We start from the raw sequence: 15,037 nt of genomic DNA on the forward strand, positions 1-15,037 counted from the left end.
AAACTGGCGTGGAACTGCCGTCCGTCGCGGCGCCCGGGGTCGGCGAGCGGGCCGACGCGGCCGCCGACGCGGCCTGTCACCTGTACGACGCGGCCTTCCTCGGCGGCTGGAGCCGGACCGCGGCCGAGGACGCCGCCGAGACCATCGAGACCACCGCGCACGCGTTGGCGAACGTCCACCCGCGGGCCGAGGTCATCCTCGCGCCCGTGCACGCGGCCCTCGCCGACCTGCGTCGGCGGCTCGAACTGCCCCCGGCGGACACCGTGATCGCGCCGGGCGCGCCGCAGACCCCGCGGTCCGTGGGGAACCCGCGGCGCACCCGGCGCCCCCACGGGCTCATCGCGCCGCGTCGACCGCCGTCTGGTACAGGCTCCTGACGTCCGTACCGAAGTAGGAGCTGTACGAGGTGTCCGGGCCGGGACCGCCCGTCTTCCAGCCCCCGATGACCCCGATGACGTCACCGGTGTTGGTGAACCGGTCGAAGTTCTTCAGGAACGGGCCGCCGCTGGTCCCGCCGGGGTAGCCGGTGCAGTCGATCCGCAGGAACGAACCGGGGCTGGCCGGATCGGTACTGGTGAACCGGGTCGTCCGGTTGACGCACAGCCGGGGCCGGGCCGCCGAGGCCGGATAGCCGATCAGCCGCACCTCGTCGTGCTCGTACCCGTCGCCCGTGACCAGCCGGTTCCCGCCGACCGCGTCCTCGACCTCCGTGCCCTGGCTGTTCGGTCCGACCCGGGCGAAGGCCACGTCGAGCGTGGCCGCGAGGTCGGGCCCCTGCTGCTGGTAGCGCGGGTCGACCCACACCTTCAGCACGGGGAACATCCCGTACGGGCGGGGGGTCCTGGCCGTGTAGTGCGGTACGAACGCGACCTGCCGCGTGTCGGCGCCCAGCAGGCAGTGCGCCGCCCCGAGCACCAGGTCCTTGTGCGGGGAGGCGACCACGCTGGCGGTGCAGAAGTACGCCCCGCCGTCCTTCATCACGAACAGCCGGCCGACCACCGGCACCCCGTCGAAGTCCTGCCCGTCACCGGGCCCGGCCGCCACCGGGACGCCCGGGTCGCCGCCCATCACCGCGGCGGAGGCCATCCGGTCCGTGGTCCAGAAGGCCTGCGCGTCCCGGGCGGTCCAGTGGCCGCCGCCCGGCGCCCGGGTCCCGGCGGAGCCGGCCCCGGCGGGCACCTGTCCGATGCCCACCACCACGGAGGCCGCGGCCACCACGACGAGCGTCCGACGCAGCATCGCACCACACCGCATGCTGAACTCCTCTTCCCGCTGTTGACCGGACGGCTCAGGCACTAGACCCCCTGGGGGAAGTCGAAGAGACGGCTGGGGTCGTAGGCATGCTTGACCTCCTTCAAACGAGCGAGATTGCCGCCGTAGTACGCCTCGCCCCAGTTGTTCAGCTTCGGATCCGTGTAGTTCTGGTACGCGCGCCCGCTCGCCCACGGCCGCAGCCGCTGCCAGAACCCGTCCAACCAGGCCTGGTGGCGCCCGATGTCGGTGGGGGAGGACCCCGAGGGCCAGTACGCGAGGTACTGGGCGAGGAAGCCGGCGCCCCGGTGGACGAAAGCGGTCGCCGCCGGGTCCACCCGGCCCACCGCGCCCCCGCACACCCCGTCGAACTGCACCACGCCGAGCCCGCCCGGGGGCACCGCCGAGGCGTAGCGCCGTACGCCGTCCAGCACGGCCGCGACGGCGTCCTCGGGCAGGCCCGCCGCGGGCCAGAAGTCCGAGCGGGCCGCGTAGTCGTCCCGGCCGAGGCGCCCCTGCGGATCGTGCCCCGGCAGCCGCCCGGGCAGGTGACACCGGGCCGCCGACTCCTCCCGGCAGCCGGACAGCGTCCGCATGGTGTCGCCGTAGGTCCGCACCTCCACGTGACTGTCGCGGGGCCGGATCCCGACCGCGTCCGCCAGCCGCGTGAGCTGCTCCTCCAGCGTGCGACGGCCGTCGAGGCAGAGCACCCGCACTACCACCGGCCCCGGCGCCGCACCGGGCTCGACCACGCATTCGACCTGGCTCCAGAAGGGATCCGCCAACGAACCGAGCCACTGCTGCCAACCACGCAGCAGCGCGCCGGAGTCCGGCCACGACCAGTGCAGTTCCGCGAAGGCGCAGTCCCCGACCGGGCGGGTGCGCAGCCGGAATTCGGTGACCACCCCGAAGTTCCCGCCGCCACCCCCGCGCAGCGCCCAGAAGAGGTCCGGGTCGCTCCGCGCGTCCACCTCGCGCACGACCGCGTCGGGGGTGACGATCCGGACCCCGGTGAGCTGGTCGCTGGTCGTCCCGAAGGCCCGGCTGGAGACGCCGAGGCCGCCGCCGAGCGCGAGCCCCGCGATCCCGACGGAGGGGCACAGCCCGGTGGGCACGGCCACGCCCCGCTCCGCCAGCCGCGCGTTCACGTCGCCGAGCCGCGCCCCGGCGCCGATCCGGACCTCCCCGGTCCCGGTCTCGACGGCCGCCATGGCGCCGACGTCGACGACCAGTCCGGCTCCGGTCGAGTAGCCGGCGTAGCTGTGCCCGCCGCCGCGGGGCACGATGGCCACCGCCGCGCGGCGGGCGAAGGCCACGCAGGTCGCGACGTCACCGGCGTGCGCGGGGTAGGCGACGGCGCCGGGTGCGATCGTGTCGTAGCGCGGCTGGAAGAGCCGGCGGGCCTCGGCGTAGTCCCGTTGCCCGGGGAGGACCAGCTGTCCGTCGAGGTCCCGGGCGAGCGCCCCGAAATCGGCGGCGCGCCGCCGGTCCCGGATTCCCGGTGGCCGCCCCGCCCCGACGGAGGCGAGAACGGCTGCGGCGGCACCGGCGAGGAGGTGACGGCGATCGAGGGTCATGTCCCACTAGTGCCATCGCGGCCCCCGATCGCCCGGGGGACAGGGCCGCGCACGGGCCCGGCTCCCCCCGAACGGCCCACCCCCGGCGCCCCTCGGGCCGGGGCGCCGAGCGCGCGCGGTCACCGCAGCGCGAGCCCCGACGGTCGGCCCAGGGTCGTCCACAGGTCGCCCGGGGTCCCCGGGCTGAGCCGCATCAGGGTGAGCGCCTTGGCGGGCAGCGGTCCGGTCAACAGGGCCACCGCGTCCGGGGTGCGCTCCAGCGCGGGCGCGGCGGCGGCCAGGTCCTCGGCCAGCGCCCCGGCCGAGCCCGCCAGCGCCCCCAGCGCCCCGGTCACCAGCGAGCCGAACAGCTTGCGGCGCAGCAGCACCTCGTCGTCCGTGACCAGCCGCCCCGCCAGCGGCGGCGCCGGGATCCCGTGCGCGGCGAGCCGGGCCGGGCTGATCCGGATGTCGGCGAGGTCCCGGTAGACCAGCCGCAGCGGTTCCCCGGCCGGGGAGAGGACGACGAGCAGGTTCTGGCCGTGCGCCTCCAGGGCCACGCCGAGGTCGAGCACGCGCAGGCACACCGAGAGGGCGAGCCGGGCGAAGTCGGCCCGCCAGGCGGGCGAGCGGGCCCACTCGGTGCCCCCGAGCGCCCCGACCGGCACGACCCGTTCGCCCGCGCCGGCGTCGGCGTACCGCTCCGGCGGCTCGCGCAGCACGGCCGCCAGGTCCGGGCTGTGCGCGGTGGCGGCGCCCAGGGTCCGGGTGACGTGCAGCCGCCCGTCGAGTCGGGCTGCCAGCGACGCGGCGAAGGCCGACACCGCCTGGGCGGTCTCGATCGAGTACTCCGAGACGTCCCGCACGGAGGACGTCAGCCGCGTGCTCAGCGCCGTCTTGACCTGCGGGGCCGCGCCCCCGGGAGCGCAGCCGTCCAGCGGGCCGCCCGCGATCGGGGTCAGCGAACGCAGCGCCATCAGCGGATGCGCCGCCAGGCCCGCCGGGCCGGCCCCGCCCGCCACGGCCGCCCCGGGCAGGCCCGGCACGTGCGCGGCCTGCCAGGGGTGCACCGGGATCAGGATCCGCGCCCCGTCCCGCAGCGCCGCGGGCCAGGTGCCCGTCACCAGGCTCACGTCCGCCCGTACGGCGCGCAGGCCGAGGGTGACGACCGGCCGGTGCTCCGGCGCGTACGCCAGCTCCTCGGACACCGAGAAGCCGGGGCGGTAGCGGCAGTTGGGGTGGTAGGGATGCCCGTCGACCACCCGCTGCTCCCACTCCCAGACCTCGACGGGCCGCTGCGGCCCCCCGTGCGCCGACTGCCCGGCCCGGGAGAGCGCGAGGGAGGCCGTGCCGGCGTCCAGCTCGGCCGCGAAGCCGGCGCCGTGCGGTACCCGCAGCGCCGCCATCAGGTCCGCGGCCCGCGCGTGCGCCGTACCGTCGAGGCGCAGCTCCTGGACGCGGGCGTCGTGCGCGTACGGGTCGGGGAGCGGTCCGTGCAGCCGGGCGCCGTCCGCGAGCAGCACGGTCATCGCGTCGCCGGACACCGAACGGCGCACCACCCACGGCAGCGGTTCGTGGGCCAGCGCCCGCCAGAGCCGGGTCAGGACGGCCGCCCGCGCGCCGGGCAGCGCCGCCGCGTAGGCCGGGCCGAGGGCCGGTCGTACGTCGCCCAGCCGGGCGGCGACGGCGTCCTCGGCGGCGGATCCGGGGGCATGACCACTGCGGTACAGGGCGGAGTCCTTTCGGTCGGGCACGGCTTCGGGCGAGCGGCTCGTCGCGCGGGCGCCGCGTCGGGTTCCCGTTCGTATTCTCGTCCGGTCATCATCGCCCGAACGCCACGGCGACGGCCCGGATCGTCGATACTGAAGATCACTGCCGGCCCTAGAGGGAAGTCCGTGGACCCTTGGAACCCAACGCCGCCGTGACGTCCGCCGTCACCGCCGCCGCCGACGAGTACGCCGCGGCGCCGCTCCTGAACTGCCTCCTGCGGGAGGCGGCCGAACCCGAGGGGGACGCCGCCGAGGGCGTCCACCGACTGCTCGGCAGCGGGCGGCTCCTGCGGGTCCGGGCCGGGCGCCGCCCCGGCCGCCCCGAGCTGCGGGGCGCCGACGGCTGGTACCCGTTGAGCCACACCGACCTCATCAAGCTCACCTCCGACGAGCTGCGCCGCTACACCGGCGTGGCCAACGACGAGCTGCCCGCCGAGATCGCCGACAGCCGCGCCGCGATCGGCGCGATCCTGGCGGCCCGCGCCTCGGCCACGGCGCCCGACGACCCCTACGTCCGCTCCGAACAGGCGCTGCTGATGGGCCACCCCTACCACCCCGCGCCCAAGGCCCGCGGCGGCGCGCCGGCCCGGTCCTGGCTGCCCTACGCCCCCGAGGCGCACGGGCGCTTCCCGCTGGCCTTCCTCGCACTGCGCGCCGATCAGGTGCACGAGGAGGGCGGCGCGGCCGCCGCGCAGCTGTTCGAGGAGCTCGCCGATGCCGCCGGCGCGCCGCCGGTGCCGCCCGGCCACGTCCTGCTGCCCGCCCACCCCTGGCAGCTGGAACTGACGTGCGCGAGCCCCGGGCCACGCGCGGCCCTCGCCGACGGGCGGCTGCTGCGGCTGGCCGGCGGCACCCGGCCCGGCTGGCCCACGGCCTCCGTGCGGACCGTGTACCTGCCGGGTCCGCGGAGCGACCTCTTCGCGAAGTTCAGCCTGGACGTCCGGATCACCAACGACGTGCGCCGGCTGTGGCGGCACGACCTGCTGAAGCTGCGCCGCACCGACGCGGCCGTCGGCGCCGCCTTCGCTGCGGTCCGCGCCCGCACGGGGACCACGGCGGCCTGGACGGCCGACCTGGGCTACCGCACCGCGACCTTCGCCTTCGAGGAGCTGGCCGTAATGGTCCGCGAGGGGCTGCGCGCGCACCTCGTGCCGGGCGCCACCCCGCTGTTGGCCGCCGCGCTCGCCGAGGGCTCCGAGCCCGGGCCGCTGGAGCGGACCGCCGATCCGGCCGCCTGGTGGCGCGCGTACCTGCGCCAGGTGGTGCCCCCGGCGCTGGAACTCTTCGCGCGCCACGGAGTCGTGTTGGAGGCCCACCTCCAGAACACCCTGATCGCGGTCGACGGATCCGGGACCCCCGTACAGGCGCTCTTCCGGGACGCGGAGGGCGTCAAACTGCTCCCGGAGACCGACCGCGCGGAGGGCTGGCAGCGGCTCGTCTACTGCCTGGTGGTCAACCACCTGACCGAGATCGCCGGCGCGCTCGCCGACCACCACCCGGGCGTGGCCGCGGGACTGTGGCCGGCCGCGCGGGAGGAGTTCCGCCGGTACGACGCGGAGCACGGGCTGCCCGAGGTCCGGGAGCTGCTGAGTGCCCCGACGCTCCCCGGCAAGACCAACCTGCTGTTGCGCTGGACCCGCGCCGACGGCGCCGCCGCCCGCTACCTGCCGCTGCCGAATCCGCTGCGCGGACCGGACGGCTCCTGAACCGGGGCCACCGGGTGCTCAGTTCACGGTGTGGACGTCCCCGGTGGTGGTCGAGGTGATGATCTCGCGCCGGCCCAGGTCGCCCGGCGGGATGCCCGGATGGTGGCCCGTGCTCCGGGCGGCGGCGGCAGCGCCGAGCGCGAGGCGGGAGACGATGCGGTAGCGGTCGCCGCGGTAGACGGAGTGCACGTACTCGACCGGGCGGTCGGTGGAGTCCGTGGTGAGCCGCTCGATCAGCAGGGCGGGGGAGTGCAGGGGCACGTCCAGCAGCGCGGCCTCGGCCTCGTTGACCACGGTGGGCTCGATCGACTGCCGGGCCTCGTGCACGAACAGCCCGTGCCGCTCGCGCAGGTGCTCGTACAGGTCACCGGCCTCCAGCTCGGCCGGGGTCAGCGCGGGCACCAGGTCCGCCGGGATGTGCAGGTGCTCGATCGCCATCGGGGCACCGTCCACCAGGCGCAGCCGTGCCACGTAGAGCAGCCCCGCGCCGGGGGAGATGCGCAGCCGGCGCCCGATCCGGGCGTCCGCCGGGATCACCGCGTGCTCCAGCACCCGGCTCGACCAGTGGCCCGCCGCCCGCCGCACCGCGAAGGAGGCCGCGTCGGGGGCCAGTTCCTGGGTGATCTTGGCGGGTGCGACGAACATGCCGCGGCCGTGTTCGCGGACCAGCGCGCCCGTGGCCACCAGCTCGTCGACGGCCGCGCGCAGGGTGGGCCGCGACACCTCCAGCGCGGCGCACAGGGTGCGCTCGGAGGGGATGGCGTCACCCGGTCGTCGGGTGTCGATCAGACCGAGCAGGTACTCGCGGACCCGCTCCCGCTTCAGCACCGGTCCCGCGCCGCTCGCCGTCACGCTCCGCTCCTCCCCGGTCGTTCCCGGTCGTTCCCGGTCGTCCACGCGTGCCCGTGTTGTCCAACTGGTCAGGCACATCTAACCACTTCGGCACCGGATAGTCAGCAAATCCCTTACTGCCGCGCAGGGTTGACGTCGTTACCCGCTCATGCCACCTTCGTGCCACGCAGCTATCCAGTTGACCAATTGGTAAGGCAATGGAGGAACCACCGCGCCATGTCCGCCCGCCGCGCCGCCCTCCCGCAGCTCGTCCCCCGCCCCCACACCCTCACCCCCCACCCGGGCCGCTTCCCGCTCGGCCCCGACACCGCCCTGCGCGCCGGCCCCGGCGCCGGGGCCGCCGTCGCCCTGCTGCGCGAACTGTTCGCCCCGGTCACCGGCGGCCCCCTGGACCCCGGCGCTCCGGGCGGGCGGATCGTGCTGAGCTCGGACGGCGACCCCGCCGAGCTCGGGGCCGAGGGTTACGCCCTGACCATCGGGCCGGACTCCGTCCTGCTGCGCGCCGCCCGGCACGAGGGGCTGCTGCACGGGGTCCAGACCCTGCGCCAACTGCTCCCGCCCGCGGCCCTCGGCGCGGGGGCGGGGCCGTTGCCCGGGCTGTCCCTGCCCTGCCTGAGGATCACCGACGGCCCGCGGTTCGCGTGGCGCGGGGCCATGCTGGACGTGGCCCGCCACTTCCAACCAGCCTCGTACGTACGCCGGTTCGTGGACCTGCTCGCCCTGCACAAGCTCAACGTCCTGCACCTGCACCTCACCGACGACCAGGGCTGGCGGATCCCCGTACCCGGCTACCCGCGGCTCACCGGGACCGGGGCCCGCCGCCGCGAGAGCGAGGGCGACGGCACCCCGCACGGGGGCGCGTACACCCGGGCCGAGCTCACCGGGCTCGTCGACTACGCGGCCCGCCGCGGGGTGACGATCGTCCCCGAGATAGAGATGCCCGGCCACACCCGCGCCGCCCTCGCCGCCTACCCCCACCTGGGCAACCGCCCCGACGTCACCCTGGAGCCGTGGACCCGCTGGGGGGTCTGCGAGAACATCCTCGGCGTCCACGACGAGGTCCTCGACTTCTGCCGCGCCGTCCTCGACGAGGTCATGGACGTCTTCCCCGGGCCCTATGTGCACATCGGGGGCGACGAGTGCCCCGCCACCGAATGGCACGCCTCGACGGCGGCCCGGGAACGCGCCGCCCGCGAGGGACTGAGCGGCCCGGAAGCGCTCCACGGATGGTTCATGCGGACCGTCGCCGACCACGTCGTCGCGCGCGGCCGCCACCCCCTGGGCTGGACCGGGAACGGCGCCGAACTCCCCGGCGCCTTCACGGTCGCCGCCTGGCTCGACCCGGACCACGGGCGGACCGCGGCCCTGCGCGGCCACGACGTGATCATGACGCCCCACCGCTCCACCTACCTGGACTACCCGCAGTCCGCCGACCCCGCCGAACCGCGCGGACAGGACGGCGGCGTGGTCGACCTGCGCGGGGTCTACGACAACGAACCCGCCCCGCCCCACTGGGAACCGGAAGCCACCCGCCGGATCCTCGGCACCCAGGCACAGTTGTGGACCGAGTACGCGAGCACCCCCGCACAACTGGAATACCTGGCCTTCCCCCGGCTCTGCGCCCTGGCCGACACCGCCTGGTCCACCCACCGCGACTGGCCCGACTTCCGGCGCCGACTGGACCACCACCACGACCGGCTCGCCGCCCTCGGCGTGCGCGCCCGGCCCCCGCACCGCGACCACGACGGCGCCTGACCCCGCGCGCCCTTCGCCCGCACCGCCGCACCGCCGTCCCCCGCTCTCCCCCACCCGAGAGGAACCCCGATGCGCCGCACCACGCGTACCCGCGCCGCGATCGCCCTCGCCCTGGCCGTCACCGCCGGGCTCGGCACCGTCTCCCTCGCCGCCCAGACCGCGAACGCCGCGGCCGACTCCGTCAAGGTCCAGTACCGCACCAGCGCGAACGGAGCCACCGCCGATCAGGCGGAGCCCTGGTTCAAGGTGGTCAACAACGGTTCGACGACCGTCGCGCTGAGCCGGGTGACCTTCCGCTACTACTTCAAGGCGGACGGCCCCGGGCTCCAGTACCGCTTCGCCTGCTCCTGGGCGGTCACCGGCTGCGCCGACGTCACCGCCTCCTTCGGCCTCCTGGAGCACCCCACCGCCACCGCCGACCGCTACCTGGAGATCGGCTTCACCGCGGGCGCCGGATCCCTCGCCCCCGGCGCAGACACCGGGGACATGCAGCTGCGCTTCCACCGGGTCGACTGGCAGACCCTGAACCAGGCCGACGACTACTCCTTCGGCGCGGGGCAGGGCACCTACGCCGACTGGGACAAGGTCACGGCGCGGCTCGGCGGCGCCGCCGTCTGGGGAACCGCCCCCGCCGGGAACGGCGCCGACCCGACCCCCACGCCGACGGACCCCACGCCCACCCCCACGCCGACCGACCCGCCGCCCACCGGGGCGACCCTCTTCGACGACTTCTCCTACACCTCGTACGGCGACCCGGCCATCGCCGCCCACGGCTGGAACGTGCGCTCCGACTCCGGCGGGCCGGGCGTCCCCGGCGCCGCCTGGTCCCCGGAGAACGTCACCTTCGCCGCGGCGGGCGGCGGCAACACCGTCATGAACCTGGAGACCTCCACCGCGGGTTCGGCGCAGAACACCCAGCAGACCGAAGTGCTCACGAAGGCGACCAAGTTCAAGAACGGCACGTACGCGGCCCGGGTCAAACTCTCCGACGCCCCGAAGTACGGCCCGGACGGCGACCACCTCGTCCAGACCTTCTTCACCATCAACGACCTCAAGGCCCCGATGGCCGACGACTACGCCGAGTACGACTTCGAGTACCTGCCCAACGGGGGCTGGGGCGAGCCCGGGAACATCCTCTACACGACGTCGTGGGAGACCTACCGCCCCGACCCGTGGGAGGCGGTCAACCAGCACACCGAGGCCCGTACCGGCTACGCGGGCTGGCACGACTTCGTCGTGACCATCGACGACCACGCCATCACCTACTTCATCGACGGGCAGGTCTTCGGCACGCACGACGCCCGCTACCTGCCCGAACGGCCCATGTCGATCAACTTCAACCAGTGGCTGATCGACCTGAACGGCCAGAGCGGCACCACTGCCCGCGCCTACGACCAGCAGGTCGACTACGTCCTGCACGTCAAGGACCAGGTGCTCACCCCGGCCCAGGTCACGGCCAAGGTGAACGCCTACCGCGCGGCGGGCACGTCCTTCGAGGACACCGTCCCGGCGGGCTGACCGCCACCGCCGGTCGTGGTCACGAGCGCGGTCACGGGGCGTCGGGTGCGCGGACGAAGCCGTTCAGCGGCGCGAGGACCTTCCAGTCGAGCGCTTCGTAGAGCGCCCGGCCCTGGACGGTCGCGCCCAGGATGCCGGTGGACACGCCGCCGTCGACGGCCGTGGTGGTGAGCGCGCCCATCACCACCGTCCCGAGGCCGCGGCGCCGGTGGGCCGGTTCGGTGACGATCTGGTCGAAGACGCAGGCGGAGCCGGTCCGTCCGGTCAGCCCGGACGCGGCCGGTTCCCCGTCGGAGCCCAGGACGCGCACGGAGGTGACGCCGTCGGAGCTCTCGACGGTGACGGTGTACCCGTCGGGTGCCCGGACGGGCTCCGGACGCAGGTCGACGGCCATCAGGAAGCAGGACTCGACGGGCTCCCACCCGGCCGGGAACCAGGGCCGCATCTCGGCCGCCGGCAGGAACGCCTTGACGCAGGTGGTGGGTTCGGTGATCGTGCCGACCAGCTCGCGGGCGACGTCGGGGTCGGCATCGAGCAGGACGTGCCGGACCACCTGGTCCGGCCGTCCGAGGTCGATCCGCAGTCCCCACGGCACGTCCACCGGCTCCGGCATCCGCCGGGCGACGGCCCATCCCTCGACCCACGACCGCGCCGTTCGCATCATCGATCCACCCCGATACCCGCCCACCGACATGAGGAGGTTCCCCCGCTTCCGCACTGTACGTGAAGGCCGCTGACCTGCCGAAGGCTTGGCCGGGCATGATCCGCAGGACGGGCTCAGAGTGCCGATCGGAGCCGGGCGGCCGACCGGGCCAGTCGCACGACGGCGACGAGGGGCAGGATCCAGGACAGCGCGAGCGCAGCCATCAGGGCGGTCGGGCCCAGTCCGCTGGTCGCCACCATGAGCACACCCGCGAACACGGTCACCGTGAGCACCGGGGAGAGCAGCAGCACGGTCGCCAGCCACTGCTCGCGCCGCGCCCACTGGGTCGACATCCACAGCCTGACCAGCCCGACGACCAGGAAGACCGGGGTCAGCACCAGGCCGGCCAGCGGCACGAAGGCGAGGGGGAAGAACAGGGCGAGGAGGGTCAGGGTGACGGCCGTGCGCGCCGTGCCCTCCGCCTCGGGGCGCAGGGGTCCGGCGCCCTCCTCCGCCAGCGCGGCGTCCGCGATGGTCCGGGGTGACCCGAGCCGGTCGAGCACTCCGCGCACAGTCGTCTCGTCCGCGGGGTGCGAGCCGGCGAGGGTCACCTCGATGTGCTCGCCGAGGTCCGCGAGCAGTTCCCGGCGCCGCTCGTCGGGCAGGGTGCGGGTCCGCTCGTCGACCGCGGAGAGGAAGGCGCGGACCAGGGGGTGGGGCAGGGTGTCGTTCACGTCGGCTCTCCAGGAGTGAGGAAGTGGTCCACGGCGGTGCGGAAGGAGGGCCAGTGGGCGGCGAACTCCTCCAGCGCGCTGCGGCCCGCGTCGGTCAGCGTGTAGTACCTGCGCGGCGGTCCGCTGTCGGAATCGCGCAGGTGGGTGTCGGCGAGTCCGGTCCGGCGCAGGCGGGACAGCAGGGGGTACATCGTTCCCTGGCTGGTCGTCATCACCTCGACCCGGGCCAGCTCCTCCAACAGCTCCACCCCGTAGCGCGGTCCGTCGCGCAGCAGCGCCAGGACGCAGTACTCCAGTACGCCCTTGCGCAGCTGACTGGCCACGTGGCCGTCGGCTCCGGGTTGGCTTGCATTGCCAGGTACCATGCAAAGCAAGCTACCACAGGAAGGGCCGTTCCCCACCGGCCCCGGAAGGGGGGCGTCGAGCGGGGAACGGCCCTGGGGGGCCGGTCAGTTGTCCTGTCGGCCCGTCATCAGGACCTCCCGCAGCCGGGCGACCAGTGCGGAGGCGCTCTCCGGCTCCTCCCGCAGCGGCGGCGCGGTGTCGTCCGCGGACAGCTGCTTGAGGTGGTCGGAGAGCACCTCCGCGTACGCCTGCTCGTGCTCGATCATTCCGCCGGGTTGGCGCAGGCCGATGGTGGCCCCGATCGCCTTGCCGATGAGCGCGGTCATGACGAAGGCGTACAGGCCGAGGACGACCACGGCCGTGAGCTGCTTGCCGAGCAGGTCCCACGAACCGCCGTAGAACAGGCCCTTCTTGCCGGTGAGCGCACCGGTCGCGGTCAGCCCGGCCATGACCATGCCGACGATTCCGCCCCAGCCGTGGATGCCGACCACATCGAGGGTGTCGTCCACCCCCAGCCGGTACTTCCAGCTGATCGCCAGCGCACAGGTCAGCCCCGCGACGAAGCCGGTGACGGTGGCCCACACCGGGCTGATCCCGCCGGCCAGCGGGGTCGTGGCGACCAGGCCGGTCACCGCGCCCATGCACATGTCCAGCAGGCCCACCTGCCGGGTCCGCCACCAGCTGGTGACGGCCCACCCGGCCATCGCGGCCCCTGCCGCGAGCTGGCTGTTCAAGAACGCCATCGCGGCGCCCCCCGGAGTGCCCAGCGAGGAACCGGTGTTGAAGCCGAACCAGCCGAACCACATCAGCGACAGGCCGATGACGACGAGCGGCAGGTTGTGCGGGCGGATGCCCTGGCGGTCGAAGTCGGCGCGCTTGCCGGCGACGATCGCGAGCGCGAGGCCCGCGGCGCCGGAGCCGATCTCGACGACCGTGCCGCCGGCGAAGTCGACGGCTCCCAGCTGCTCGGCGACCCAGCCCTGCGGGTCGAACACCCAGTGGGCCATCGGGACGTAGACCAGCAGCGTCCAGGCGCAGACGAAGGCGATCCAGCCGTTCATCGTGGCCCGACCCGCGATGGAACCGCTGATCAGGGCCACCGTGACGATGGCGAAGGACATGTGGAAGACCGCGAAGGTCACGGTCGGCACGTCACCGGTGAGCGAGGCGGTGCCGATGCCGCGCAGGAAGGCGTGGTCGAGGGTGCCGATCACCCCGAGGCCGCCCGCGTCCGGTCCGAAGGCCAGCGAGTAGCCGACGGCGAACCAGAGCACCGTGACGATCACCACGCAGAAGAAGCACATCTTGAGCATGGCGATGATCTGGCCGGTGCGGACCATCCCGCCGTAGAAGAAGGCCAGTCCGGGCGCCATCAGCAGTACCAGGGCCGTGGCCATCATCAGCCACGACGCGTTGCCCGAGTCCCCGATCGTCGTCACTTGTCCCGCTCCCGTCGTTCCAGGACCGAGAGGACCTCGGCCAGCAGTGCGGCGTCCTGCGCGGCCGGGTCGGTCCCGGCGGCGGAGGCGGCCGAGGCGGCCCCGCCGACCCCGGTCCCCGCGCGGGCGGGGGTGCGGCCTGGCTCCTCGGCCTGCTCGCCCATCCGGTCGCGGATCTGCTCCAGCGTCTCGGAGTCGTAGGCGACCTCCTCCTCGCGCCCGGGCACGTTCTCGTACTCCTCGGAGGTGCGGAAGCCGACGGCCCTGTCGATGGCCTGGGCGATGAGCCAGGTCATCGCGAAGGCGAAGCTGCCGACGGCGAGGATGGCGACGGCCTGGCGCCACAGCTGGTCGAGCCCGCCCCCGTAGAGGAGGCCCTTCTTGCCGCTCATCGCGGCCGTCGCGAAGAAGCCGACGGACAGCACCCCCACGATGCCGCCCCAGCCGTGCACTCCCACCACGTCGAGGGTGTCGTCCACGCCGATCTTGTACTTCATGTTGATGGCGAAGCAGCAGACCACGCCCGCGACGAAGCCGATGACCAGGGCGCCGACCGGGGAGACCTCACCGCAGGCCGGGGTGATCGCGACCATGCCCGCGACGGCCGCCGAGGCCACGCCCAGCATCTCCACGTGCCCGAGCCGCCACTTCTCGATGATCGGCCAGCCGATCATCGCGCCGGCGGCCGCGAGCTGCGTGTTGAAGAAGGTGGTCGGAGCACTGCCCTCGACCTGGAGCGCCGATCCGGCGTTGAAGCCGAACCAGCCGAACCACAGGAGCGCCAGTCCGATCACCACGAGCGGCAGGTTGTGCGGCCGGATCGGGTCGCGCTCGAAGTCCCGGCGCTTGCGCAGCACGATGGCCACCGCCAGCCCGGACGCGCCCGAACTGAGCTCCACCGGCAGGCCGCCCGCGTAGTCGAGGGCGCCCAGGGACGTGACGATCCACCCGTCGGGAGCGAAGACCCAGTGCGCGGTGGGCACGTACACGATCAGGGTCCAGGCGGTGACGAAGACGAGCCAGCCCTTCATGGTGGCCCGGCCCGCGATCGAACCGCTGATCAGTGCCACCGTGATGATCGCGAACGACATCTGGAAGCAGGCGAAGATCACGGTCGGGATCGAGCCGTGCAGGGTGGTCATCCCGACGCCGCGGAAGAAGGCGTGGTCGAGACCGCCGATCAGGCCGCCTCCGGCGTCCTTGCCGAAGGCGAGCGAGTAGCCGATCGCGAGCCAGAGGACGGTGACCAACGACAGGCAGGCGAAGCTCATCTTCAGCATCACCAGCACGTGTTTGGTCTTCACCATCCCCCCGTAGAAGAAGGCGAGGCCGGGGGTCATCAGCAGCACCATCGCGGTGCTCGCCATCATCCAGGCGGTGTTACCCGTGTCGTAGCCAGTGGGCATGGGGGTGCGGATCCTTCGGGTCGGCGGCGTGGGCGGCTGCTGCGGCTCCCGTGCCGTGGGGGA

13 protein-coding genes are annotated in these 15,037 nt (G+C 74.1%); 4 read left to right on the plus strand and 9 right to left on the minus strand.

From position 1 onward, the window contains the following. The first annotated feature begins 8 nt into the window (after positions 1 to 8). Complete coding sequence (locus ACIBEA_RS02470; RefSeq protein ID WP_399257059.1) at positions 9 to 377, plus strand: hypothetical protein; 369 nt, start codon at positions 9 to 11, stop codon at positions 375 to 377. On the opposite strand, the gene ACIBEA_RS02475 is transcribed toward ACIBEA_RS02470, so the two are convergent. The 3 genes from ACIBEA_RS02475 to ACIBEA_RS02485 all read right to left on the minus strand — a co-directional run bounded on the left by ACIBEA_RS02475 (position 337) and on the right by ACIBEA_RS02485 (position 4,561). Continuing rightward, the gene (locus ACIBEA_RS02475) at positions 337 to 1,239 is read right to left on the minus strand and encodes a hypothetical protein (RefSeq protein ID WP_399257061.1); all 903 of its coding nucleotides are present in this window, start codon (positions 1,237 to 1,239) and stop codon (positions 337 to 339) included. The two genes, ACIBEA_RS02470 and ACIBEA_RS02475, sit on opposite strands and share 41 nt — an antisense overlap. 56 nt (positions 1,240 to 1,295) lie before the next feature. Continuing rightward, the gene (locus ACIBEA_RS02480; protein WP_399257063.1) at positions 1,296 to 2,828 is read right to left on the minus strand and encodes an FAD-binding oxidoreductase; all 1,533 of its coding nucleotides are present in this window, start codon (positions 2,826 to 2,828) and stop codon (positions 1,296 to 1,298) included. A 119-nt stretch (positions 2,829 to 2,947) separates the two neighbouring features. Then, on the minus strand, positions 2,948 to 4,561 hold the full coding sequence (locus ACIBEA_RS02485) for an IucA/IucC family protein (RefSeq protein WP_399257065.1): 1,614 nt from the start codon (positions 4,559 to 4,561) through the stop codon (positions 2,948 to 2,950). A gap of 149 nt (positions 4,562 to 4,710) precedes the next feature. Here ACIBEA_RS02485 and ACIBEA_RS02490 point away from each other — a divergent pair, with 149 nt between their 5' ends. Beyond that, positions 4,711 to 6,282, plus strand: coding sequence for an IucA/IucC family protein (locus tag ACIBEA_RS02490; RefSeq protein ID WP_399257067.1), 1,572 nt, complete (start codon positions 4,711 to 4,713; stop codon positions 6,280 to 6,282). An 18-nt stretch (positions 6,283 to 6,300) separates the two neighbouring features. On the opposite strand, the gene ACIBEA_RS02495 is transcribed toward ACIBEA_RS02490, so the two are convergent. Next, on the minus strand, positions 6,301 to 7,134 hold the full coding sequence (locus ACIBEA_RS02495) for a GntR family transcriptional regulator (RefSeq protein WP_399257069.1): 834 nt from the start codon (positions 7,132 to 7,134) through the stop codon (positions 6,301 to 6,303). Between the two features lie 216 nt (positions 7,135 to 7,350). Between ACIBEA_RS02495 and ACIBEA_RS02500 the strand changes: the two genes are divergently transcribed. Next, complete coding sequence (locus ACIBEA_RS02500) at positions 7,351 to 8,889, plus strand: beta-N-acetylhexosaminidase (RefSeq protein WP_399257071.1); 1,539 nt, start codon at positions 7,351 to 7,353, stop codon at positions 8,887 to 8,889. Positions 8,890 to 8,958: 69 nt separating this feature from the next. Next, positions 8,959 to 10,407, plus strand: a complete 1,449-nt coding sequence (locus tag ACIBEA_RS02505; RefSeq protein ID WP_399257073.1) for a cellulose binding domain-containing protein — start codon at positions 8,959 to 8,961, stop codon at positions 10,405 to 10,407. A 31-nt stretch (positions 10,408 to 10,438) separates the two neighbouring features. On the opposite strand, the gene ACIBEA_RS02510 is transcribed toward ACIBEA_RS02505, so the two are convergent. The 5 genes from ACIBEA_RS02510 to ACIBEA_RS02530 form a co-directional block, all read right to left on the minus strand. After that, a complete protein-coding gene (locus tag ACIBEA_RS02510) occupies positions 10,439 to 11,071 on the minus strand; it encodes a GNAT family N-acetyltransferase (RefSeq protein ID WP_399257075.1) in 633 nt (210 codons plus the stop codon). 113 nt (positions 11,072 to 11,184) lie between these two features. Further along, on the minus strand, positions 11,185 to 11,784 hold the full coding sequence (locus ACIBEA_RS02515; protein WP_399257077.1) for an HAAS signaling domain-containing protein: 600 nt from the start codon (positions 11,782 to 11,784) through the stop codon (positions 11,185 to 11,187). Continuing rightward, on the minus strand, positions 11,781 to 12,149 hold the full coding sequence (locus ACIBEA_RS02520) for a PadR family transcriptional regulator (protein WP_399257079.1): 369 nt from the start codon (positions 12,147 to 12,149) through the stop codon (positions 11,781 to 11,783). Before ACIBEA_RS02520 ends, ACIBEA_RS02515 begins: the two co-directional genes overlap by 4 nt. An 84-nt stretch (positions 12,150 to 12,233) precedes the next feature. Then, a complete protein-coding gene (locus tag ACIBEA_RS02525; protein WP_399257081.1) occupies positions 12,234 to 13,568 on the minus strand; it encodes an ammonium transporter in 1,335 nt (444 codons plus the stop codon). After that, a complete protein-coding gene (locus tag ACIBEA_RS02530; protein ID WP_399257082.1) occupies positions 13,565 to 14,974 on the minus strand; it encodes an ammonium transporter in 1,410 nt (469 codons plus the stop codon). Before ACIBEA_RS02530 ends, ACIBEA_RS02525 begins: the two co-directional genes overlap by 4 nt. Between the last annotated feature and the right edge of the window lie 63 nt (positions 14,975 to 15,037).

It is taken from the genome of Streptomyces sp. NPDC051555 (assembly GCF_044454405.1).
Lineage (GTDB): Bacteria > Actinomycetota > Actinomycetes > Streptomycetales > Streptomycetaceae > Streptomyces.